Below are 22608 nucleotides of genomic sequence, written 5' to 3'. Positions count from 1 at the left end.
TCGATTCACAGCGGGAGTACTCACTGTCCCAGACCGCCGCGCAGCCGATAAGACTCCTCCATGGACTCCACACACACTTCCGGCAGCGCCGACTTCCCCCGCCAATTCGCCCGGACCCGCCGCTTTTCGCTGGGCGTGCCGCGGAACTTCACCCTCTCCCCCGATGGTCAGCGCGTGCTGTTCACCCGTACCGGGGGCGGCCGGGACCCGATCGGCCGGCTCTGGCTGCTGGCGGACGGCGCCGAGCGGCTGCTCGCCGACCCGACGGCGCTGGTGGGCGGCGGGGACGCGGTACCGGAGGAGGAACGGCTGCTGCGGGAGCGGGCCCGGGAGCGCTCCGCCGGTGTGGTGGCGTACGCGACCGACCGCGCGGCGCGCCTCGCGGTCTTCGCGCTGGGCGGCGCGCTCTGGGCGGTGCGGACGGACGGTGGGGAGCCCTTCCCCGTACCGGCAGCGGGACCCGTCGTCGACCCGCGTCCCTCCCCCGACGGCCGGCACATCGCCTACGTGACGGGGCGCTCGCTGCACGTCGTGGACGTACCGGACGCGGTGGCCGGTGCGGCCTGCCGGGACCGGCAACTGGCCGCCGCCGAGGGCCCGGAGATCAGTTACGGCCTCGCCGACTACACCGCGGCGGAGTCCATGGGCCGGCTGCGCGGCCACTGGTGGTCGCCGGACGGCGCGCGGCTGCTCGTCGCGCGGGTGGACACCACGCCGGTCCAGCGGCGCTGGATCAGCGACCCGGCACACCCGGACCGGCCGCCGCGCGCGATCCGGTACCCGCAGGCGGGCACGGCCAACGCGGACACGCGCCTGTGGGTGTACGGCCTGGACGGCAGCCGTACGGAGGTGGCGTGGGACCGCGCGGCGTACGAGTACCTGGCCACCGTCGGCTGGGACGCGCACGGCCCGCTCATCGGCGTGCAGTCCCGGGACCAGCGCACGCTGCGCACCCTCGCGGTGGACCCGGACACCGGTGCGACCTCGCTCCTCGACGAGCGGACCGACCCCGCCTGGGTGGAACTGGTGCCCGGCACGCCCACCAGGACCGCGTCCGGCGCGCTGGTACTCACCCATGACGTGGCCGGCACCCGGCAGCTCGCGGTCGGCGGCAAGGTGGTCACGCCGACCGGCCTGCAGGTGCGCGGGGTGCTGGGCACGGAGGGCGAGCGGGTGTACTTCACCGCCTCCGACGACCCCGTGGAGACGCATGTGTGGTGCCACGACCCGGAGGCGGGCGCGCCGGTGCGGCTGAGCGAGGGGCCCGGTACGCACGGGGCCGTGGTCCGGGGCGGCACGGCGGTGTTCCACGGGGTGACTCCGGAGGGGCCGTACGCGGAGGTCCGCGGGACGGGCGGGGCCGCGGCATCCTCCTCGCGCGCCGTGGCCGTCATCGCTTCCCTCGCCGAGGACCCGGTCGTCACCCCGCGCCCGCGCCATCTCGTGCTCGGCAAGCGGCAGTTGCGCGCCGCGCTGTATCTGCCCTCGTGGTACGAGCCGGGTACGGGGCCGCTGCCCGTCCTGCTCGACCCGTACGCCGGGCCCGGGATGCAACTCGCGGTCGCGGCGCGCGGCTGGGCCTCCTGTGTCTCGCAGTGGTTCGCCGAGCAGGGCTTCGCCGTGCTGGTCGCCGACGGGCGCGGCACGCCGGGGCGCGGCCCGGAGTGGGAGAAGGCGGTCCACGGCGACCAGTTGACGCCCGCACTGGAGGACCAGGTCGACGCGCTGCACGCGGTCGCCGATCAGGTCCCGGGCCTCGATCTCGACCGGGTGGCGATCCGCGGCTGGTCCTTCAGCGGGTTCCTGGCCGCCGCCGCGGTACTGCTCCGCCCGGAGGTCTTCCACGCGGCGGTGGCCGGCGCCGCGCCGACCGACCAGCGGCTGTACGACACGTACTGGAAGGAGCGTTTCCTCGGCCACCCCGCCGAGGAGCCGCAGAACTACGAGCGGTCCTCGCTGACCGGCCGGGGCCATCTGCTGCGCCGCCCGCTGCTGCTGATCCACGGTCTCGCGGACGACAACGTCACCGTCGCCAACATGCTGCGGTTCTCGGCCGAACTGCTCGCCGCCGGCCGCCCGCACACGGTCCTGCCGCTGCCCGGCGCCACCCACGCCCCGGCCGACGACCGGGTGAACGAGAACCTCCTCCTGTTCCAGCGCGACTTCCTCCGGGACGCCCTCGGCCTTGGCCGGAACCCCGCCGGAACCCGGCCGCCCGGTCCGGCCGCCGTGCGCGGCGCTTGAGCGGCGGTCGCGGGCCCTGAAAGGGTGCGGCGCGTGGAACTGCGCCATCTCACCGGATTCGTGGCCGTCGCCGAGGAACTGCACTTCGGCCGGGCCGCGGAACGCCTGCACATCGCCCAGTCTCCGCTCAGTCAGCAGATCCGGCTGCTGGAGCGGGACCTGGGCGCCGCCCTCTTCGACCGCACCACCCGCTCGGTACGGCTCACCGCGGCCGGCCAGGCCCTGCTGGAACCGGCCCGCAGCCTCCTCGCCGACGCGGCCGCCGTGCGCCGTACGGTGCAGTCGGTCAGCCTCGGCGAGGCGGGCCGGGTCACCGTGGGCTACGCGGGCGCCAGCAGCTATGCGGCGCTGCCTCCGCTGGCCCGCGCGGTCACCTCCGAATACCCCGGTATCGAGCTGTCGTTGCAGGGCCAGGTCTACTCGGGCGAGGCGCTCGGCCGGATCACCGACGGCACCCTGGACCTCGGCTTCGTCTCGCTCCCCGTGCGGCGCGGCATCGTCTCCCGGGTCGTCCGCGTCGAGCGGCTGGTCCTGGCGCTGCCGGACACCCATCCGCTGGCCGCGCGGGAGGCGGTCGACGTCGCCGCGCTGGCGCGGGAGCGCTTCGTGACCTTCCCCGCCGCGCGCGGCTCGGCGGTGCGGGACGCGCTGGTGCACGCCTGTCACGCCGCCGGCTTCTCGCCGCGCGTCGCCCAGGAGGCGCCGGACTCCTACAACCTGCTGGCGCTGGTCGGGGCCGGGGTGGGCGTGGCGCTGGTGGTGGAGTCGGCACGCAACATCCGCCTGGAGCACGTGGTCTTCCGCCCGCTGGCCGGCGAGGTGGCCCCGCTGCCGATCGCCCTCGCCTGGCGCGCGGGCAACGAGTCGGCGGCGCTGCACAACGTGCTGAAGGTCGCCGAACGGGTGCTGCCTACGCCGGGTGAGTACGAGCCGTAAGCGCGCATCCTGGAGCCGGTGTGCGAAGCCTGCTGGTGGCGGGCGATTGTCCTCGATCGCGTCTCAATGGGGTGGCGAATACATCTTGGACAGCGCTCACCGGCTGCTGCGAAGGTGATCGGCGTCTCGTCATGCCGCGCGGATCACTTCAAGGCACCAGGAGACCCGTATGCCGAACTTCGCCGACCAGGACCCCGCCCTGCGCCCCTTCCTGGACCGGGTGCTGTCCGCCGACGACCGCACTCGCATCGAACCGCTGCTCAGGGAGCTCGGGGCACTCGCCGCCGGTGAGATCGACCGGCAGGCGGCGCTCGCCGACGCCAATCCGCCCCGGCTGCGCTCCTACGCACCCGACGGCGAACGCATCGACGAGATCGAGTACCACCCCGCCCACGACCGGCTCGCGGAGATCGCGTACGAGCGCTTCGGCCTCGCCGCCATGTCCCACCGCCCCGGCGTGCACGGCCGCCCGGACCGCACCCCGCACACCGTCAAGTACGCGCTGTCCTACCTCTACGTGCAGTCCGAGTTCGGCATGGCCTGCCCGCTCTCCATGACCGACTCCGCAGCGCGCGTGCTGCGCCTCTTCGACCCCGAGCGGTACGCCGCCGAGATCGCCGCGCTCACCTCCACCGATCCCGCGACGCGCGCCACCGGCGCGATGTTCATGACCGAGAAGCAGGGCGGTACGGATGTCGGGCGCACCGAGACCGTCGCGGCTGCCGCCGACGGGGGCACGCACTGGATTCTCACCGGGAAGAAATGGTTCGCCTCCAACCCCGGCGCGGACGTGATCCTCACCCTCGCCCGGGTGCCCGGCCAGGGCGAGGGCACCCGTGGCCTCGGCATGTTCCTGGTGCCGCGGCTGCGCCCGGACGGCACCCGTAACGCGGTCCGCATCGACCGCCTCAAGGACAAGCTCGGTTCGCGCTCCATCGCCAGCGGCGAGGTCACGCTGGCCGGCGCGTACGCCACCCCGGTCGGCGACCTCACCCGCGGCTTCCGGCAGATGGCCGAGATGCTCAACGTCTCCCGGCTGTCCAACGCGATGCGCTCCGCCGCCCTGATGCGCCGCGCGGTCCGCGAATCCGTCGCCCACGCCCGGGAGCGGATGGTCTTCGGTACGCCGCTGTTCGAACAGCCCCTGATGCGCGTGACGCTGCTGCCGATGATCCTCGACACGGAGGCGGCACTCGCCCTGGTCCTGGAGGCCGCGACCCGGCTCGACGAGGCCGACGCGGGCGACGCGGCCGCCCTGGACCTCGTACGCGTCCTCACGCCGCTCGCCAAGTACACGGTCTGCAAGCGGGCCCGTACCGTCACGGGCGAGGCGATGGAGATCCGCGGCGGCAACGGCTACATCGAGGACTGGGTGAACCCCCGGCTGCTGCGCGACGCCCACCTCGGCTCCATCTGGGAGGGATCGTCCAACGTCATCGCCCTGGACGTACTCCGCTGCCTGCGCCGGTACGCCGCGCACCACACCCTCGCGCGGGCGTACGGGGACCGGGCACGCGCCCTGTCCCTGCCCGCCGGGAAGCGGCTGGCCGTCCGGTGGGAGGAGCTGGCGGCCCGCGGCGACCGGCTGCTGGCGGGCGCGGCGGCGGAGCAGGAGATGCGTGCCGGGCGGTACGCGGAGGAGCTGACGCGCACCGTGATGGGGACGCTGCTGCTGGAACAGGCGGCGTACGAGTGCGCGGCGCCCACGCCGAACGGGCGGGCCCTGCTGGCCGCGCACGCCTACCTCGCGCTGCTCGCCGCCCCGGACGCGCTGCCGCGCACCGCCCTCGCCCACCTGGACGCGCTGGCCGACGGCGGCGAGGTGCCGATCGCGGTCGCGGAGGCGGAAGGGGATGCCTGAGCCGACGCGGGCCAGGCGGGCACGACCACCCTTTCGGCCGACCCGTTGAACGCCGGAGGCCGCCGGTCCGTATGGAACCTTCACAAGGGCGAAGGACATACCGGGACCGGGACCTCTGGAGACACCATGAGCTCACCATCACAGGAACGTGCCGGCGCCGCCCGGCGCACGGTCGTCGCCGCCGCCGGCGCGGCGGGCCTGACCGCGGCCCTCGCCGCGTGCGGGGGCGGCGGGGGCGGGGGCGGATACGGTTCGTCGTCGTCCTCGGCCTCGTCGGGCTCGCCGTCGTCCGGCGGGTCCCCGTCGTCCGGTGGTTCTCCGTCGTCCGGCGGCTCGGCGAGCCCCTCCAAGAGCGGCGGCGCCGCCAAGGCGCTGGCCAAGACCTCGGAGATCCCCGCGGGCGGCGGGAAGATCTTCAAGGCGCAGAAGGTCGTGGTGACCCAGCCCGAGAAGGGCGACTTCAAGGCGTTCTCGGCGATCTGCCGGCACGCGGGCTGCATCGTGGGCGACGTCAGCGACGGCACGATCAACTGCCACTGCCACGGCAGCAAGTACGCCATCGCGGACGGCAGCGTGCGGCACGGCCCGGCGACCAAGGGCCTGCCGGCCGTACCGCTGAAGGTCCAGGGCGGCGAGATCGAACTGAGCTGAGCCCCCGGCTCCCTCACCGTGCCCGAGGCGCCTGTTGCGACCGCTTCCAGCAGGTCAGCACCGCGTCCGAGGAGGTGACGGTGGCGACCAGGGCGAGCGTGTTCCGCACCATCGCCGGGGTGTACTCGGCCGGCACCCCGGCGATGGCGTCGGCGGGCACCACCGCCGTGTAGCCGAGGTTGACCGCGTCGAAGACCGCGTTCGGTATCGCCACATTCGCCGAGACGCCGACGATCACGATGTTGCGGACGCCGAGGTTGCGCAGCAGCGCGTCCACCTCCGTACCGGCGATCGGTGACAGCCCGTGCAGCCGCCGGACCACCAGGTCGGCATCGGACACCGGTATCGGGTCGGCGATCCGTACCGCGGTCGTTCCCGTGAGCTGCTGTACGGGCAGCCGCCCGGCGGCGTGGAAGAGGCGGGCGTTGCGACCGGAGCCGCGGCCGTCGGGCCGGCGCTCGGCGACCGCGTGCAGGACCTGGACACCGGACTCGTGCGCGGCGGCGGTCAGCCGCGCCACCCTGGCGAGCGCACCGGACGTACGGGCGGCCTCGGCCAGTTCGGGCAGCGCGCTGTCGGAGCCGACGACACCGTTCTGGCACTCGACGGTGAGCAGCGCGGTGATCGCGGGATCGAGCTGCTCGATGAGCTGGGCGACTTGGGCGTCCGTGGGCATGGGGACCTCCTGGGGCGTGCGGTCGTGGGAGGACGGGCGTGGGGGTGGGGGTGGTCCGGTGTCCATTGCGTTCGTCGGGCGGAGGGCTCATGATTCCTGACACCTGGTCAGGTGGCCAGGGAGCGACCGGGGAGGTGGCCGCGGATGGCGGCAGCGGCAGGGCAGCGCAGGGGACGCCGGATCATGATGAGCCCGGAGGAGCTGGACGCCTTTCTGGCGCGGCAGCGGACCTGCCGGATCGCCACGGTCGGGCCGGACGGCGCACCGCACGTCGGCGCGCTGTGGTTCATCTGGGACGGCACCGCGCTGTGGCTGTACTCCCTGACCCGCAGCAGGCGCTGGGCCCACCTCGTGAAGGACCAGCGGGTGGCGGTCGTGGTCGACGACGGCCACGAGTACGGCGAACTGCGCGGCGCCGAACTGTCGGGCAGCGTGGCGTTCGTCGGCGAGGCACCGCGGCGCGGCGAGCCCTGCCCGGAGCTGGCGGCGCCCGAAAAGCTCTTCGCGGCGAAGTACTTCGGCCTTGAGACGATGCCGCACGACGGCCGGCACGCCTGGCTGCGGCTCACGCCGGACGCGGTGGCGTCGTGGGACTTCCGCAAGATCCCGGGTTGACGTGAACGGGGACGGGAGCGGCGGGCGGCCGGCGCCGCCGCCCCGGTTACTCTTCCGGCCCTCCGTCCGCCCCGTCGTCCCCTTCCGTCCCGCCTTCCTCGGCCTCCGGGGTCCAGGTCAGCAGCCGTACCTCGGCGACCGTACGGAGGTGCCGGCGCATGGCCGCCGCCGCGGCCTTCGGGTCGCCCGCCCGGACGGCGTCCAGGATCCGCCGGTGCTGCGCGAGTGACCGCTTGGGGCGGCCGGGCTGGCGCAGCGACTCGTTGCGGCTCTCGCCGATCTGCTCGGCGATGGAGCGCATGAACTCGGCGAGCAGCGCGCTGTGCGCGGCCGCGGTGACGGCGGCGTGGAAGCGGCGGTCGCCCTCGACGCCCGGGCCGCCGTCCTCGACGTCCTTCGCCATGTGCGCCAGGGCGTCGTCGAGCGCCGCGAGGTCGGCGTCCGTGCGGCGGCGGGCCGCCAGTTCGGCGAGCTTGGTCTCCATGGCCTCGCGCGCTTCCAGCACGTCCGGCAGCCGGCGGCGGCGCTCGACCAGGCGCTCGACCGGCTCCGCCGCGTCGAGGGTGTCGCGCACCAGATAGGTACCGCCGCCGTGCCGCACCTCGACCAGGCCCTGCACCTCCAGCACGACGATCGCCTGCTTCACGGACGCCCGGCTGACGCCGAGCCGCTGGGCCAGCTCGCGCTCCGCCGGCAGCCGGTCGCCCGCGCCCAGCCCGTCTTCGGCGGCGTACTGGCGCAGCCGCTCGACCACCTGCTCGTAGAGCCGTGGCCTGGCCATCGGCCGCAGTGCCTCGGACATTCCCTGGTCCCCCCTCGTTCGATCCGTCCCGCAAGAGTCGCAAGAGTCGCGAATCCTGCGACAAGACTCCGTGCCAAGAGTTAGTGCCAAGAGTATTGACGCACTTCGTGGATCACCAGCAAAGTGGCTCAGCCACTTGGCCAATGTGCCACCGACCCCATGCGCCACCGGTGTGCCACGGCCTTTTCCCTCCACGAACGGAGCCGCAGATGTCGCCCGAAGTGCTCTCGATACTCGTGCTCGCGGTGATCTTCGTACTGGCCACGACCCGCTCCATCAACATGGGCGCGCTGGCGTTCGCGGCCGCGTTCGGCGTGGGCACGCTGGCCGCGGGGATGAACGCGGAGGAGATCTTCGCGGGCTTCCCCGGCGATCTGTTCGTGGTCCTGGTCGGCGTGACGTACCTCTTCGCCATCGCGCGCGCCAACGGCACCACCGACTGGCTGGTGCACGCCTCCGTACGGCTCGTCGGCGGGCGGGTCGCGCTGATCCCCTGGGTGATGTTCGCGGTCACCGGCGCGCTCACCGCGATCGGCGCGGTCAGCCCGGCGGCGGTGGCGATCGTCGCGCCGCTCGCCCTCGGCTTCGCGGCGCAGTACGGCATCAAGCCGCTGCTCATGGGCGCGCTGGTGGTGCACGGCGCGCAGGCCGGCGGCTTCTCGCCGATCAGCATCTACGGGTCGACGGTCAACGGCATCGTCGCCCGCGAGCACCTCCCCGGCAGCCCGGTCGCCCTCTTCGCCGCCAGCCTGGTCGTCAACCTCCTCATCGCGGCGGTCCTGTTCGTTGCCCTGGGCGGCCTCCGGCTCCCTCGTACGGGTGGCGGTGGCCGCACGCAGAGCGACCCCGACGAGGGAAGAGACGAGGGAAGAAGCACCCCCGACGGTGGAAGAGCGGACTCCGCGGCCGGTGCCCTCGCCCTCACGCCCGCCCGGATCGCCACCCTCATCGCCCTCCTGGCCCTCGTCGTGGCGGTCCTCGTTCTCGACCTGGACGCCGGACTCACCGCGATCACCCTCGCCGTCGTCCTCAGCGCCGTCTGGCCGCAGGACAGCAAGGCCGCCGTCGCGGAGATCACCTGGCCCACCGTGCTGCTGATCTGCGGCGTCCTCACCTACGTCGGCGTCCTGGACGAGATGGGCACCATTACGTGGGCGGGCCACGCCGTCGGCGGCATCGGCATCCCGCTGCTGGCCGCGCTGCTGCTGTGCTACATCGGCGCGCTGGTCTCCGCCTTCGCCTCCTCCGTCGGCATCATCGGGGCGCTGATCCCGCTGGCCGTGCCGTTCCTGGCGCAGGGGTCGATCGGGGCCGTGGGCATGGTCGCGGCGCTCGCGGTCTCCGCCACCGTCGTCGATGTGAGCCCGTTCTCGACGAACGGCGCACTGGTGCTGGCGAACGCCAAGAATGTCGACCGGGACGGTTTCTTCAAGCAGTTGATGGTGTACGGAGCCCTCGTGGTCGCGGCCGTACCGGCGCTGGTCTGGCTGGCGCTGGTCGTCCCGGGCTTCGGCTGAGGCATACGGGCCACGGCCGTCGGCCCGTGGCCCAGGTACCCGGGGTTCCGAGAGACCCCGGGTATCCAGGAACGGGCGTGAACGGGTACCTCTGGTACCCGAACAGCAAGAGAACGAAGGAGTTTCGGTGAACGAGCTTTTCCCGGCGCTGCGTACGGCGTCCTCCCGTACCGCACTGCGTTTCCAGGACCGCGCGCTGACCTACGGGCAGCTCGCCGCGGCCGCCGGCGCGCTCGCGGAGCGGATCGGCGCCGAGCGGCGGGTGGCGGTGTGGGCCACGCCCACGCTGGAGACCTCGGTCGCGGTGGTCGCGGCGCTGCTCGCGGGGGTACCGGCGGTACCCGTCAACCCCAAGATCGGCGAGAGCGAGCTGGCACACATCGTGTCCGACAGCGCGCCCACCCTCGTCCTGGCCGAACCGGACGCCGAACTCCCCGGCGCGCTCGCGGCGCTCCCCCGCATCGACGTCGATCCGTACGAGGGGACCGAGGGCGGCGCGACGGCCGAGACGGCCACGACGGCTGAGGCGGGCGCGGCGCGTGCGACGGACCAGGCGGTCGAGCTGCCTCCGGAGCCGGGCGCCGAGGCACCCGCTGTCATCGTGTACACCTCCGGCACCACGGGCCGCCCCAAGGGCGTGGTCATCCCCCGGCGCGCCATCGCCGCCACGCTCGACGCCCTCGAAGACGCCTGGCAGTGGACCGCTGACGACGTACTCGTCCACGGGCTGCCCCTTTTCCACGTCCACGGGCTGATCCTGGGCATCCTCGGCCCGCTGCGGCGCGGCGGCACGGTGCACCACCTCGGCCGTTTCTCCACCGAGGGGGTGGCGCGCGAGCTGGGCGGCGCCGGCACGATGCTGTTCGGCGTGCCGACGATGTACCACCGGCTGGCCGCCGAGGCCGGGGAGAACCCCGCGCTCGCCAAGGCGCTGGGCGGCGCCCGGCTGCTGGTCTCCGGCTCCGCGGCGCTTCCGCTGACGGACCATCAGAAGATCAAGGCGGCGACCGGCGCGCGCGTCGTCGAGCGCTACGGCATGACCGAGACACTGATGAACACCGCGGTACGGGCCGACGACACCTCCGCTCCGGGCACGGTCGGTGTCCCGCTGCCGGGCGTACAGGCACGGCTGGTCGACGAGTCCGGCAACGTCCTCGAAGCGAGCGACGGCGAGACGGTCGGCGAGATCCAGGTCCGCGGCCCGAACCTCTTCGTCGAGTACCTGAACCGGCCGGACGCGACGGCCGAGGCGTTCGACGGCGGTTGGTTCCGTACGGGCGACATGGCCACCCGGGACGCGGCGGGCCGCTACCGCATCGTCGGCCGCAAGGCCACCGACCTCATCAAGAGCGGCGGTTACAAGATCGGCGCGGGCGAGATCGAGAACGCGCTGCTGGAGCACCCCGGCGTCGTCGAGGCCGCGGTGACGGGCGAGCCGGACGAGGACCTCGGCGAGCGCATCGTCGCGTGGATCGTCCCGGCCCCGGGCGACCGGCCCACCCCCACGGAACTCGCCGACCACGTCGCCGCCCAGCTCGCCCCGCACAAGCGCCCCCGCGTCGTCCACTTCCTCGACGCCCTCCCCCGCAATGACATGGGCAAGATCCTCAAGCGGGGCCTCCATGCGTGAGGACCCGACGGCGGGGCGGGGCACGCCTGCGGAAGCGCCTGGGGGCCGGGCCGCGGGTTCGCCCACGGGTTCGCCCGCCGCTCCGGCCGGGGCTTCCCCTTCGGATCAGGAAGCTGCTCGGCCCGCCGACGCTCTCTCCGCTCGGCTCTCTGCCCGAGAGGTACTCGCGCAGGTGACGGACGCGGGCACGTACGCCCCGCTCCCGGGCTCGGAGCCTGCCGGGGGCCGGGGAGCGGCGGAGTCGGGGCCCGGGGGGACGGGGGAGCCTGGGGCCCGGGGGTCGGCGGAGCCCCGGCCCGAAGGGGCAGTGGAGGAGTCGGCATCGGCCCCGGCCGAGGGGGCGGCATCGGCCCCGGCCGAGGGGTCGGCGGAGGTGCCGGAGGCGTCGGCCGAGGGGGCGGCGCAGCCCGGGGCCGAGAGGGCGGGGGAGCCCGGGGCCCCGGAGTCTGCGGAGCCCCGTCCCGAAGGGGCGGCGGAGGGGGCGGCATCGGCCCCGGCCGAGGGGTCGGCGGTGGTGCCGAAGGCGTCGGCCGAGGGGCCGGCAACGGCCCTGGGGCCGCTCGACGACGGCCCCCTCCGCTGGGACGGTTACGGCGCCGCCCGCGCACGCGCCACGGAGTCCACCGGCGAACGCGAGTCCGTCGTCTGCGGCACCGCCGCCATCGGCGGCACCCGCGCCGTCGTGATCTCCTTCGAGTTCCGCTACCTGGGCGGCTCGCTCGGCAGCCGCACCGGCGACCGCCTGGAGGCCGCATACACCCGGGCCCGCGAACTCCGCCTCCCCGTCGTCTCCTTGATCGCCACCGGCGGCAGCCGCATGCAGGAAGGCATGCTCGCCCTCACCCAACTGCAGCGCATCGCCGGCCAGTCCACGCTCAACCGCGCCGCCGGACTGCCACAGCTCGCGGTCCTGCGCGACCCGACGACCGGCGGCGGCTGGGCGACGCTCGGCGCCGGCGCGGACGTCGTGCTGGCGCTCCCCGGCGCCCAGGTCGGCTTCGCCGGCTCCCGCGTACGCCCCGCCGACGCCGATCCCTCCGCGTACACCGCCGAAGGCCAACTGGCCACCGGGCACATCGACGCCGTTGTACCGCCCGAGCGGCTGCGCGGCACGCTCGCCCGCTGGCTGCGGCTGCTGACCACCCCGGACGAGGAGCCGGCCCCGGTACCGGCCGCGCAGGGCGCGGGCGACCCACCGGACTCCGGCTGGAGCGCCGTCCAACGGACCCGCGCCCCCGAACGCCCGCGCGCCGACGCGTACTTGGACACGTACTTCGACTGGCGCGAGGACATCAGCGGCGACCGCTGCGGGGGCGTGGACGACGGCGTACGCTGCGGATTCGGCCACCGGGCCGGCCGTACGGTCGCGTACGCGGCCCAGTGCGGCACGGCCACCCGCCCGGCCGGCTTCCGCACCGCCGCCCGGCTCGTACGCCTCGCCGACCGCCTCGGCATCCCCGTCCTCACCCTCGTGGACACCCCGGGCGCGGCCAACGACGCGGCAGCCGAACGGTCCGGCGCGGGTGCCGCCATCGCGGACCTCTTCGCCGCCATGGCCGCAGCACGCACCCCGCTGACCTCGCTGCTCATCGGCGAGGGCGGCTCGGGCGGCGCCCTGGCACTGGCCGCACCGGGCCGCCTGTGGGCGACACCGGACAGCTACTTCTCCGTCATCGCCCCCGAACTGGCCACCGCCATCCTCAAACGCCCCCCGTCCGAAGTCCCCCACACCGCCGACCAGCTCCACCTCCGCCCCCAGGACCTGATGTCCCTGGGCCTGATCCGCGGCATCGTCCCAGCCAACTGACCCCACCGCACCCCTCCCCCTCCAACCCGGGCGCCGACCACCGCAAGGTGCGCGGCGCCCGGCTTCACAACGCCTTGCACCGCATAGCGCGCCCGCACCGCTCGACCTCACAACACCTGACACCGCAAGGTGCGCCCGCACCACCCGACCTCACAACACCTGACACCGCAAGGTGCGCCGACGTCCAGCCTCACAGCGCCTGCCACACCTCCAGCCCACTGTTACGCCGCCAGCTCTTCTCGCCTCTCCCTCTCTCCACCTGCCCCGTCACGTCTCCGTCCCTCCCCCTGTCACATCTCCATTCCTCCGCCCACCTCGCGCAACGCCGCGACCGCCGCGCGGATGGACGGGCGACGATCCGCGTCCGCGCGCCAGATCGCGTACACATGCCGCCGCATCGGATGCCGTACGGGCACCACGCTCACCCCCTCCGGCACCGGCCCCCTCCCGAGCCGCGGCGCCACCGCCACACCCAGCCCCCTGGCGATCAGCGCGAGCTGCGTGCCGTGCTCCTCGGCCATATGCGCGATCCGCGGCTCGATCCCCTTGCTGCGCAGCGTGAACATCAGCCAGTCGTGGCAGAACTCCCCCTGCGGCCAGGAGATCCACGCGTCCTCCGCGAAGTCCTCCAGCTCCACCGTGCGCCGCCCCGCCAGCCGGTGGTCCGACGGCATCGCGACATCCGCCGGATCGTCCAGCAGCGGGGCCTTCGCCAGCCCCTCCGGCAGCGACAACGGACGGTTGTACCAATCCAGTACGACCCCCAGGTCGATGTCGCCGCGCACCACCGCCCGCACCGAATCGCCCGGCTCCATCTCCCACAGCCGCGCACGCAACTGCGGGTGATCGACGGCCAGCGCGGCGAGGGCGTCGGGGAACAGCCCGCGCGCCGCCGTGGGGAACGCCCCCATCCGCAGCTCGCCCACCGCCTGCCCGCGGTGCGCCTCCAGCTCGGCCTCGGCGAGCTCGACCTGCGAGAGGATGCGCGCGGCATGCCCGGCGAGCAACCGGCCCGCATCGGTCAGCCGCACTCCCCGCCCGTTCTTGGCCAGCAGTTGCTGCCCCGTCTCCCGCTCCAGCTTCGCCAGTTGCTGCGAGACGGCGGAGGTGGTGACGTGCAGCCCCTCGGCCGCCGCCCGCACCGACCCGTGCCGCGCCACGGCACTGAGCGTCCGCAGCCGCTCCATGTTCAACATATAAGCAATGCTAAGCGATGCACCCCACGAATTCTCACTTGTGCTACGCGATACAGACGGACGATCGTGTATGCCATGAGCTCCACCGCCGCCACCTCCTCCTCCCGGTCCACCACGACCCCCACCCCCGCAACACCACCTGTCACCCACACCCCTCCCACTTCGCCCGCTCCCCCTTCGCCGGCACCCAGCTCGCCCGCTCCCGCCTCGCCCGCTCCCCCGGCCGCGCCGCGATCCGCCGTCGACTGGCGCATCCGATTCGCCGTCCTGGCGCTGATCTGGGGATTCAGCTTCCTGTTCATCAAGGTCGGCACGCAGGGCTACGCCCCGCTGCACGTCACGCTCGGCCGCATGGCCTTCGGAACTGCCGTACTGGCCGCCGTACTCGTCGCCAAGCGAGACCGGCTGCCCCGTACCCTCCGGACCTGGGTTCACCTGGCGGTGGCCGCCCTGTTCCTCAACGCCCTCCCCTTCTCACTCTTCGCGTACTCCGAGCTGACCATCCCCTCCACCCTGGCCGGCATCTGCAACGCCACCTCCCCGCTGTGGGGCATGGCCCTGTCCGTGGTGGCACTGTCCGAGGACCGCCCCACCCGCCGCCGTGTCGCGGGGCTCGGCCTCGGGTTCCTCGGCGTGCTGACCGTCCTCGGTGCCTGGCAGGGCTTCTCCGGCACGGACCCGCTGGGCACGTTCATGGCACTGGGCGCCTCGCTCTGCTACCCGATCGGCTGGATCTACGTCCGCCGCACCCTCGCGGGCAGTGACAACTCCAGCCTCTCCATGTCAAGCGCCCAACTGATGCTGGCCACGCTCCAACTGGCCGTGGTGACCCCCTTCTTCACCTCCCTCCCCACCTCGTTCCCCGTCGTCCCCCTGCTGGCGGTCATCGCCCTCGGCGCCCTCGGCACCGGCTTCGCCTTCCTCCTCCAGTACGGCCTGGTCGCCGAGGTCGGCCCCACTACCGCGCAGATGGTCACGTACTTCATCCCGGTCATCGCCACCGCCGCCGGCGTCGCCGTCCTGGACGAACACCTCGCCTGGAACACCCCCGTCGGCGCCCTGATCGTCCTCGTCGGCGCAGCCCTCACCCAAAGCCGCCCCCGCCGCTCTTGATCGCCCGAACAATTACGTCGACCGCACTCCCCTCCCCCGTTAGCCTCACCCTTCATGAGCACCCTGCAGACGATCCATGACGTGCCCGTCCTGATCTACTCCCCTGAGAACGGGGTATCCGAGAACAGCGCCTCCGAGAACGGTGCTTCCGAGGACGGGCAGGTCATCGCCGACGAACGCGACGTCCTCGATATCATCGGCAACGCCTCCTACCAGGGCGCCCAGTGGGTCGTCATCCCCGCCGAGCGGCTCGACGAGCGGTTCTTCCAACTGCGCACCCGCGTCGCAGGCGAGATCGTCCAGAAGTTCGTCAACTACCGCACGGGACTCGTCGTCCTCGGCGACATCTCCCGTCATACAGAGGCCAGTTCAGCCCTGCAGGACTTCGTCCGGGAATGCAACCGCGGACGGCAGACCTGGTTTCTCACCGACCTCGACGAACTCCACCAGCGCATGAAGAACGGGAAGAGCTAGCGGGGCGGCCAAAGAACCAGGCAACCAACCCCTGCGGCCCCACACCGCCCAGCCACCCCGGCCCCTCACACCGGCCGACCAGCCAGCCACCCCGGCCCCTCACACCGTCCGACCGGCCAGCCATCCCGACCCGTCGCACCGTCCACCGCACCAGCCCGCCGTACCGTCCGCCGGCACACCGATCAGCCCACCGCTCAGTCGTACCGGCGCGCCTCCCCCGGCAGGCAGGCGGCCGCTATGGCCTCGGCGAGCGGTTCGGTGTCGCCGTGCGAGAGGGAGGACACGGTGATGCGTATACCGGGCGGGGAGTCCATCCGGAACCGGGCTCCGGGCGCCACCGCCCAGCCGGCGTGCAGCAGCCGCGACACCGTGCCCGTCTCCTCGGGGACCGGCACCCAGACATTCATCCCGCTGCGGCCCTGCGCCACAACGCCCCGGTCGGCCAGGGCCCGTATGAGGTCGTCGCGGCGGCGCCCATAGGATCCGGCGACCTCACTCGGATCCACGGCGTCCGTCCGCCAGAGATGGATCAACGTGTCCTGCAGCAGATGGCTGACCCAGCCGGGACCCAGGCGCTGCCGCCCGCGCACCCGGTCCACCGTGACGTCGTCGCCCGTGAGCACCGCCAGCCGCAGATCCGGCCCGTACGCCTTGGCCGTCGACCGCACCATGACCCAGTAATCGGTCACCCCCGCCAGCGGATGCAGCGGGACGTCGACGATGTGATGGCCGTGGTCGTCCTCGATCAGCAGCACGGTCGGATACTCGGCCAGCAGCGACCGCAATTCCTCGGCGCGCGCGGCGCCCACCGCCGCTCCGGTCGGATTCTGCGCCCGGTCCGTGACGATCGCCGCCCGCACGCCGAGCGCCAGTGCCCGCTCCAGCTCCGTCGGCAGCGGCCCGTCCTCGTCCATCCCCACCGGAACAGGGCGCAGGCCCAGCGCCGGAATGAGATCCAGCAGGCTCCCCCAGCCGGGGTCCTCGACCGCCACCGCGTCGCCGGGCCGGAGATGCGCCGCGAGCACCCGCTCAATGGCGTCGAGCGAGCCGGAGGTCACGGCGACCGGTCCGGCCGGTACACCATCGGCATCCAGCGCGGCCCGCGCCCGGCCGGCCAGCTCCTCGTCGATCAAGGGCGCGCCGTACAGCGTCGGGCGGGCCGTGGCGCGGTCCGCGGCCGCGGCGAGCGCCGGCCCGAGCGCGGGGAGCAGCGCGGGGTCGGGATTGCCGTCGGACACGTTCCTCACACCCGGCGGCACGTCGACCCGCAGCGCCTCGCGCGGCGTACTCGTCGGCCGGGGACGCACCCGGGTGCCGCGCCGACCCGCGGTCTCGATCACTCCGCGGTCGCGCAGCGTCCGGTACGCGGACGCGACCGTATTGGGATTCACCTCTAGATAGACGGCCAACTCCCGCATGGGAGGCAGGACTTCGCCTGGTAGGAGCTCGCCCGCACCGATGGCTCGCTCGACGCTGGCGGCAATTTCCGATGCGCGCCGCCCTTCGATCCGATACTCTCCTAGCACAAACTTGATTATGCACTAGTGCAATGGAGTTGGCAAGATGCCCGAGCCCGTATCTCCCACAACGTCCGACGCCGGCCACGAGTTCGCCGCTGTCGCCGAGACCGGTGCCGGTGACGGCTCATCCACCGCCTACGCCCCGAGCGAGCGCACGGTCCCGACGCGGTCCGCCCACCGCGCCGCGTACGACCACGACACCGTCCATTCCATCCTCGACGCCGGATACGTCTGCCACCTCGGCTTCGTGCGCGACGGCGCCCCGGTCGTGCTGCCCACGCTCTACGGCCGCGTCGGCAGCCGCCTCTACCTCCACGGATCCACCGGCTCGCGGCCGCTGCGCATGGCCCGCCGGGCGGACCCCGGCCTGGAGGTGTGCGTGACCGTCACCCACGTCGACGGCCTGGTCCTCGCCCGCTCCGCCTTCCACCACTCGCTCAACTACCGCAGCGTCGTGGTGCACGGCACCGCCCACCAGGTCACCGACCCCGAGGAGAAGAACGCGGCACTGGACGCGCTGGTGGACCAGGTCGTGCCCGGCCGCGCCGCCGACTCCCGCCCCGGAAACACCAAGGAGCTGGCCGCCACGGCCGTCATCCGGCTCGACCTGACCGAGGTCTCCGCCAAGATCCGTACGGGCGGGCCGAACGACGAGCCCGAGGACCTCTCCCTCCCCCACTGGAGCGGCGTCGTCCCCGTGACGCCCACATACGGCGCCCCCATACCGTCCGACGACCTGGCCCCCGGCGTTCCCCTGCCCGCCTACCTCAAGAACCTCTGAGGTCCGCCCTGGAGGCCGACCCTTCCGTCGTGCTCAGCGTCGTCGACGACTACACCTACATACCCGGTTTCTGGCAGGCAGCCGAAGACGCCCCGCCCGAGCACGGCGTGCCCACGAGCTTCTATGCGGCGGTCCAGCTCCGTTGCACGGCGCACGTCGTGGACGATCCGGAGGAGAAGGCCGAGCTGCTGCGTCGCCAGATGGCGCACTTCCAGCCCGAGGGCGGGTCGGCCCAGGTCACGGCCGGCGACCCGCCGTACGGCCGCATGCTCTCGGGCATCCGCGCGCTGCGCCTCGAAGTGACGGAGGTGCGCGCCAAGTTCAAGTACGCCGGGAAGAAGAGCAGGGAGGTACAGGAACGCATCGCACAGCGGCTGGCAGACCGCGGCGGCCCCCGGGACGCCGCGGCCCGCTCCCACCAGCTGCGCCGCTTGGCGATGAACGACTGTTGACGGGGCGGACCCGCCAAGTCTGTGTCCGTAACCCTGGCAGAGGCCCTTACGTGCCGGGCGTGCCCGCTGTGCCGGCCGGCAAGGCGGCTTCCGGGTGCGCCTCATCATCGTGGTGTGATGCCACATCCCGGGGCGCCTTGGGCGTGGTGGACTGCGCGATGAACGCACCGATCAGTACCACCGCGCCGCCGATGATCTGCGGCGCGGACAGGTGCTCACCCAGCAGCACCCAGGCCAGTACGGTGGCGATCACCGCCTCCAGGCAGGCGACGACGCCTGCGACCTGCGGCGAGAGCCGACGGATGGAGATCACGCCGGTGAGGTAGGCGAGCACCGTCGCCATCAGTACGAGCCACGCGACGAGCAGCACGGCAGGGACGCTCGTGCCGTTCATGTCCGCGGCGCCGACGAGCACCGACCAGTCCATGGTCCAGGGGCGCGCGACCACGGTCAGGACGAGTGCGCCGAAGAGCAGGCCGTACGCGATCACGCCGAGCGGGTGGGTGGCGTCATCGCCGTCTCCGCCGTGGTCGGAGAGGACGAAGTACCCCACCTGGCAGCAGGCCGCGCCCAGCGCGAGCGCCAGCCCGAACACATCGAAGCTCAGTCCGGCCCACACCTCCACGACGCAGGCGAGACCGCCGACGGCGAGGCCGGCACCGGCCGCGGCGGCGCGGCTGACGGGCCGGCGCTGCACGAAGCGCACCCAGCCCAGGACCAGGGCGGGTGCCAGGTATTCGATGAGCAGCGCGACGCCGACCGGAATCCGCGACAGCGCGGCGAAATAACATGCCTGGACGCCCGCGACGGCGAGCAGCCCGAAGCCCGCCAGCAGCAGGGGGCGGCGGCGCAACAGGGCGCGGTGGCGCCAGGCGAGGGGCAGCATGACCAGCGCGGCGCCCGCGCTCCGCAACCAGGTGACGTGCAAGGGCTCCAGACCGGCTGCGATCAGGGGTTTGGCGGCCACGCCCGATCCGCCGAAGGCCAACGCCGACAGCAGGGCCAGACCGAGGCCAAAGCCTCTCCCCCTGCCCCTCTGGCTCGATTCCGTCTCCACAGTCGCGTGCATCGGGCCATGATGACAGGGGAGGTCAGCAGCGTCATCACCGATACCCCTGTCGCGAGGCGGGACAGGGGGTGCGAGGTGGCGTACGAGCCCCAAAGGGCAGTGCGATGGGAGTGCGGTTCGGTGAGGGAGTTACCGCTCGTCCTCCACCATCGCGCCCTGCGTCTGCCGGTCCAGGCGTGCCGCGAGCTGCACCATGTCGATCGAGGCACGGCGCAGTACCTCGACGGCACGGCATTCCGCGTCGTCCACGAGCGCCGCCAGCAGATCGAGGCACTCGGCATGTACGGCGTAGCGGGCGTGCGCGCGGTCCCGCGCGCCGTCCATGGCCGCCGCAGCAGCCGGTGACCAGCCCGGGACGCCGCCCTCGGTCACCACCGGCACCGCCCCGGAGTCCTCCACCGTGCCGTGCCACTGCAGTCCGTAACCGATGCTGCGCTGGACGAGGTACCCGAGGAGGCGCGCGGTCCTGACGCCTTCGGGGTCGACCATCTCTCGTACGGCGGGGTCGGATTCGAGGAGGCCGTGCAGGAGGTGGGCGGTGTCCACCTGCCGGTCCCCGTCGCGCGTGGCCCGCCTGCGGGCAGACGACAGCACCGACGCGAGCTCGGCGGTCAGGAAAGCGTCGAGGTGTTCCGGCGACGGACCCGCTCCGCTGTTGTACGCAGTACGGTTTTGCACAGAACCCACCCCACCAGCCTCTTGCTACCGGAACATCCCCGGGAGGGAGCATTTGCGCATCCCACCGTGGTTGGGTACGCGGGGGCGAAATCTCATCCCTACGGAGGATATGCCCGGCGCGGGAGCGGCGATTAAAGATGCGGTAGAGGCACGGACGCGCGCCCCGCACCACACCAGTGCGCCCCCTGAAGTGTCTGATGGTCCATCAGTATTGAACGTTGCGCCTCCGGCGGCTACCTTCCGCGGCACCACTCAGGACTCGCCCGACCCCAGGGCCAGTCACCGACCGGACGGCCCCTTGGGCCGCCGCAGAGCCGCCATCGAGGGGTGTCCGCATGGCCGATGTCACCGCCCAGGCCCGCATAGAAGCACCGGCGGAGAAGATATGGGGCCGCCTGACCGATTTCGACGGCTACGACCAGTGGAACGCCACCCACACCAGCTTCCCCGAAGGGGGCCCGACGACGCTGGAGCCCGGGGCCACTTACGCGGAGAACATGAAGCTCATGGGTTTTCCGGCCGAGGTGACCTGGACGGTACGGGCCGCGGAGCCCGCCCACCTGCTCGACCTCCGGGGCAAGGGCCCGATGGGCGTGACCCTCGGGATGCGGTATGCGCTCGTACGGGAGGGTGAGGCGACGACCGTGCGGATCGAGGGTTCGTTCACCGGCGCGGCCGTGTCGCTGATGGCCGGCAAGCTCAAGGACTCGGCGACATCCGCTCTCGAGGAGTCACTCGGCAGACTCGCGCGACTGGTCGCCTGATCACGAAAGCCGTGGCCGGTCTGTACGCCGGCCACGGCCTCGCCCGGTTCTTGTGCTCCGCACTCGATCACTCGCGGGCTTCACTCACTCGTCCTCGGCAAGGATCAAGTAGAGCTCCTTCCGTGCTCGGTTGACGACCGTGATCGCCTTCTCGCGCTGCTCGGGCGTCCCGGTCGCCCACACCTGCCGAAACGCTTCGACCAGGCCACCGCCCGCCTTGCGGACCTCGTTCATCGCCTCCCAGTCCACGCCGCGGCCGGCCTCTTCCCAAGGGGCGTCCGAGCCGCTCTCCGCAGCCGTACGCCCCTCGTCGGTGAGCTCGAACAGCTTCTTGCCGCCCTCGCTCCGGCTGGCGATCAGCCCCTCGTCCTCCAGTAGCTGAAGGGTCGGGTACACGGAGCCGGGACTCGGCTTCCACGTGCCGCCGCTGCGCTCGGCGATCTCCTGGATCATCTCGTAACCGTGCATCGGACGGTCCTTGAGAAGCGCCAGGATCGAGGCACGCACATCACCACGCCGCGCTCGGCCGCGCGGGCCTCCACGGCCCCGGCCCCCGCCGAACGGAGGCCCACCGAAGGGCGGCCCGAACGGCCCGAAGGCGGCGCGCCGCCCCTCGTACTCACCCCGGCCGCCGCCATGGCGCCCGGCTGCCCAGTGTTCGTGTCCATGTGCACGCATATTTACGCCACTCCCATCATTGATCTGTCACGATGCTTCAACGATATATCGGAAGCGTTCGGTCGGCAAGGACTCGCCGGCGAGTTTCTGCCGGCGTACCGCCCATGAGGCGCCTGAAGCCTGGGGAATTCGCGGCACGTCGGGCGTGCGGTCCGTTAACTGGCTCCAGGCAGACAGTCCACAGGACGTCTCATCGCAGGCCAATTTCTCTGGATTGGACCTCGTCGCTCGCGATCTCCGATGCCTAGGCTCGCGCCATGAGAATCCGAATCGTCAACGCCTTCACCGACCGCCCCTTCGCCGGCAACCCGGCGGGAGTCGTGCTGCTGGACGGCCCCTCCTTCCCCGATCAGCACTGGCTGCAGCAGGTCGCGGCCCAGGTCAACCTCTCGGAAACCGCGTTCGCGCTGCCGCTGCCGGACAGTGACGAGGCCGACTGGGCGCTGCGCTGGCTCACCCCCGCCACCGAGGTCGACATGTGCGGCCACGCCACGCTCGCCACCGCCCACGTACTGCACTCCACCGGCACGGCCACCGGAACGGTCCGCTTCGCGACCCGCAGCGGCGTGCTGATCACCACGGCGTCGGCCGACGGCTCCCTCACCATGGACTTCCCGACCGCGCCGCTCACCGCCGTACCCGTACCGCCGGGGCTGGCCGACGCACTCGGTACCGAGCCGGTCTCCACGTACGAGACGGGGTCGCAGGTGGGGGACCTGCTTGTGGAGGTGGCGGACGAGCGGACCGTACGCGAACTGTCACCCGACCTCACGGCGCTGACCCGGTTCGGCAGCCGGGGCGTGATCGCGACGGCGCGCGCCGAGGACCCGGACGGCGGTTATGACTTCGCCACGCGGTGCTTCTTCCCGGGCGTCGGCATCGACGAGGATCCCGTGACGGGGAGCGCGCACACCGCGCTCGCGCCCTTCTGGTCGGAGCGGCTGGGCCGCGACGAACTGACCGGCCTGCAGGGCTCCGCCCGTACCGGATTCGTGCGCACTGCGCTGCGCGGCGACCGCACGCTGCTGACCGGCAGCGCGGTGACGGTCATCGACGGCGAACTGACGGAGGCGGCGCGGGCTGGAGCGTAACGGGGCGGGTGGGGGCTAGGGCGGGGAGGGGCCGACTGGGATGGGGGCAGGGC

General features: G+C 72.7%; 20 protein-coding genes and 1 pseudogene. 14 read left to right on the top strand and 7 right to left on the bottom strand.

The annotated features are described in order from the left end of the window. Positions 1–60: 60 nt before the first annotated feature. The 4 genes from IG84_RS0107985 to IG84_RS0107970 all read left to right on the top strand — a co-directional run bounded on the left by IG84_RS0107985 (position 61) and on the right by IG84_RS0107970 (position 5692). A complete protein-coding gene (locus IG84_RS0107985; RefSeq protein ID WP_051861501.1) occupies positions 61–2244 on the top strand; it encodes a S9 family peptidase in 2184 nt (727 codons plus the stop codon). Positions 2245–2277: 33 nt separating this feature from the next. Beyond that, complete coding sequence (locus IG84_RS0107980) at positions 2278–3180, top strand: LysR family transcriptional regulator (RefSeq protein ID WP_031053098.1); 903 nt, start codon at positions 2278–2280, stop codon at positions 3178–3180. 169 nt (positions 3181–3349) lie between these two features. After that, positions 3350–5041 carry an acyl-CoA dehydrogenase family protein gene (locus IG84_RS0107975; RefSeq protein WP_031053095.1) on the top strand — a complete coding sequence of 564 codons (1692 nt, stop codon included), beginning with the start codon at positions 3350–3352 and terminating at the stop codon, positions 5039–5041. Positions 5042–5167: 126 nt separating this feature from the next. Further along, a complete protein-coding gene (locus IG84_RS0107970) occupies positions 5168–5692 on the top strand; it encodes a Rieske (2Fe-2S) protein (protein WP_031053093.1) in 525 nt (174 codons plus the stop codon). A 13-nt stretch (positions 5693–5705) separates the two neighbouring features. Here the strand turns inward: IG84_RS0107970 and IG84_RS0107965 are convergent, their stop codons facing one another. Further along, positions 5706–6368: a cysteine hydrolase family protein gene (locus IG84_RS0107965; protein WP_031053090.1), complete on the bottom strand. Its 663-nt coding sequence runs from the start codon at positions 6366–6368 to the stop codon at positions 5706–5708. Positions 6369–6512: 144 nt separating this feature from the next. On the opposite strand from IG84_RS0107965, the gene IG84_RS0107960 reads away from it, so the two are divergent. Then, positions 6513–6983: a pyridoxamine 5'-phosphate oxidase family protein gene (locus IG84_RS0107960; protein ID WP_031053087.1), complete on the top strand. Its 471-nt coding sequence runs from the start codon at positions 6513–6515 to the stop codon at positions 6981–6983. Positions 6984–7029: 46 nt separating this feature from the next. On the opposite strand, the gene IG84_RS0107955 is transcribed toward IG84_RS0107960, so the two are convergent. After that, positions 7030–7785, bottom strand: a complete 756-nt coding sequence (locus IG84_RS0107955; RefSeq protein ID WP_051861500.1) for a FadR/GntR family transcriptional regulator — start codon at positions 7783–7785, stop codon at positions 7030–7032. Between the two features lie 209 nt (positions 7786–7994). On the opposite strand from IG84_RS0107955, the gene IG84_RS0107950 reads away from it, so the two are divergent. From IG84_RS0107950 to IG84_RS0107940, 3 genes are all read left to right on the top strand, one after another. After that, a complete protein-coding gene (locus IG84_RS0107950; protein ID WP_031053083.1) occupies positions 7995–9302 on the top strand; it encodes an SLC13 family permease in 1308 nt (435 codons plus the stop codon). A 127-nt stretch (positions 9303–9429) separates the two neighbouring features. Continuing rightward, positions 9430–10932, top strand: a complete 1503-nt coding sequence (locus IG84_RS0107945; RefSeq protein ID WP_031053081.1) for an acyl-CoA synthetase — start codon at positions 9430–9432, stop codon at positions 10930–10932. Positions 10933–11443: 511 nt separating this feature from the next. Beyond that, positions 11444–12739, top strand: coding sequence for a carboxyl transferase domain-containing protein (locus IG84_RS0107940; protein ID WP_037799598.1), 1296 nt, complete (start codon positions 11444–11446; stop codon positions 12737–12739). 290 nt (positions 12740–13029) lie between these two features. On the opposite strand, the gene IG84_RS0107935 is transcribed toward IG84_RS0107940, so the two are convergent. Next, the gene (locus IG84_RS0107935) at positions 13030–13935 is read right to left on the bottom strand and encodes a LysR family transcriptional regulator (protein ID WP_031053076.1); all 906 of its coding nucleotides are present in this window, start codon (positions 13933–13935) and stop codon (positions 13030–13032) included. 75 nt (positions 13936–14010) lie between these two features. On the opposite strand from IG84_RS0107935, the gene IG84_RS0107930 reads away from it, so the two are divergent. Then, positions 14011–15048, top strand: a complete 1038-nt coding sequence (locus tag IG84_RS0107930) for a DMT family transporter (RefSeq protein WP_031053074.1) — start codon at positions 14011–14013, stop codon at positions 15046–15048. 54 nt (positions 15049–15102) lie between these two features. Further along, positions 15103–15522, top strand: a complete 420-nt coding sequence (locus IG84_RS37780) for a DUF4180 domain-containing protein (protein ID WP_031053071.1) — start codon at positions 15103–15105, stop codon at positions 15520–15522. A gap of 194 nt (positions 15523–15716) precedes the next feature. On the opposite strand, the gene IG84_RS0107920 is transcribed toward IG84_RS37780, so the two are convergent. After that, positions 15717–17048, bottom strand: coding sequence for an aminotransferase class I/II-fold pyridoxal phosphate-dependent enzyme (locus IG84_RS0107920; protein WP_031053068.1), 1332 nt, complete (start codon positions 17046–17048; stop codon positions 15717–15719). A 37-nt stretch (positions 17049–17085) separates the two neighbouring features. Between IG84_RS0107920 and IG84_RS0107915 the strand changes: the two genes are divergently transcribed. Continuing rightward, the gene (locus IG84_RS0107915; protein ID WP_051861499.1) at positions 17086–17823 is read left to right on the top strand and encodes a pyridoxamine 5'-phosphate oxidase family protein; all 738 of its coding nucleotides are present in this window, start codon (positions 17086–17088) and stop codon (positions 17821–17823) included. Next, positions 17817–18275: pseudogene (locus tag IG84_RS0107910) on the top strand (FMN-binding negative transcriptional regulator); the annotation flags it as partial. The gene IG84_RS0107915 and the pseudogene IG84_RS0107910, both read left to right, overlap by 7 nt. A 46-nt stretch (positions 18276–18321) precedes the next feature. Here the strand turns inward: IG84_RS0107910 and IG84_RS0107905 are convergent. Next, positions 18322–19344, bottom strand: a complete 1023-nt coding sequence (locus IG84_RS0107905) for an EamA family transporter (RefSeq protein WP_078648679.1) — start codon at positions 19342–19344, stop codon at positions 18322–18324. Positions 19345–19473: 129 nt separating this feature from the next. Further along, entirely contained in the window at positions 19474–20022 is a 549-nt protein-coding gene (locus tag IG84_RS0107900; protein WP_037799595.1) for a Clp protease N-terminal domain-containing protein, read from the bottom strand. Positions 20023–20357: 335 nt separating this feature from the next. On the opposite strand from IG84_RS0107900, the gene IG84_RS0107895 reads away from it, so the two are divergent. Then, positions 20358–20786: a type II toxin-antitoxin system Rv0910 family toxin gene (locus IG84_RS0107895; RefSeq protein WP_031053057.1), complete on the top strand. Its 429-nt coding sequence runs from the start codon at positions 20358–20360 to the stop codon at positions 20784–20786. 84 nt (positions 20787–20870) lie between these two features. Here the strand turns inward: IG84_RS0107895 and IG84_RS37775 are convergent, their stop codons facing one another. Next, complete coding sequence (locus IG84_RS37775) at positions 20871–21464, bottom strand: PadR family transcriptional regulator (protein ID WP_031053055.1); 594 nt, start codon at positions 21462–21464, stop codon at positions 20871–20873. Between the two features lie 257 nt (positions 21465–21721). Between IG84_RS37775 and IG84_RS0107885 the strand changes: the two genes are divergently transcribed. Next, positions 21722–22555: a PhzF family phenazine biosynthesis protein gene (locus tag IG84_RS0107885; RefSeq protein ID WP_031053052.1), complete on the top strand. Its 834-nt coding sequence runs from the start codon at positions 21722–21724 to the stop codon at positions 22553–22555. Positions 22556–22608 lie beyond the last annotated feature (53 nt).

It is taken from the genome of Streptomyces ochraceiscleroticus, from assembly GCF_000720485.1.
GTDB classification, from domain to species: domain Bacteria; phylum Actinomycetota; class Actinomycetes; order Streptomycetales; family Streptomycetaceae; genus Streptomyces; species Streptomyces ochraceiscleroticus.
This window is presented reverse-complemented; position numbering and strand designations above follow the sequence as displayed.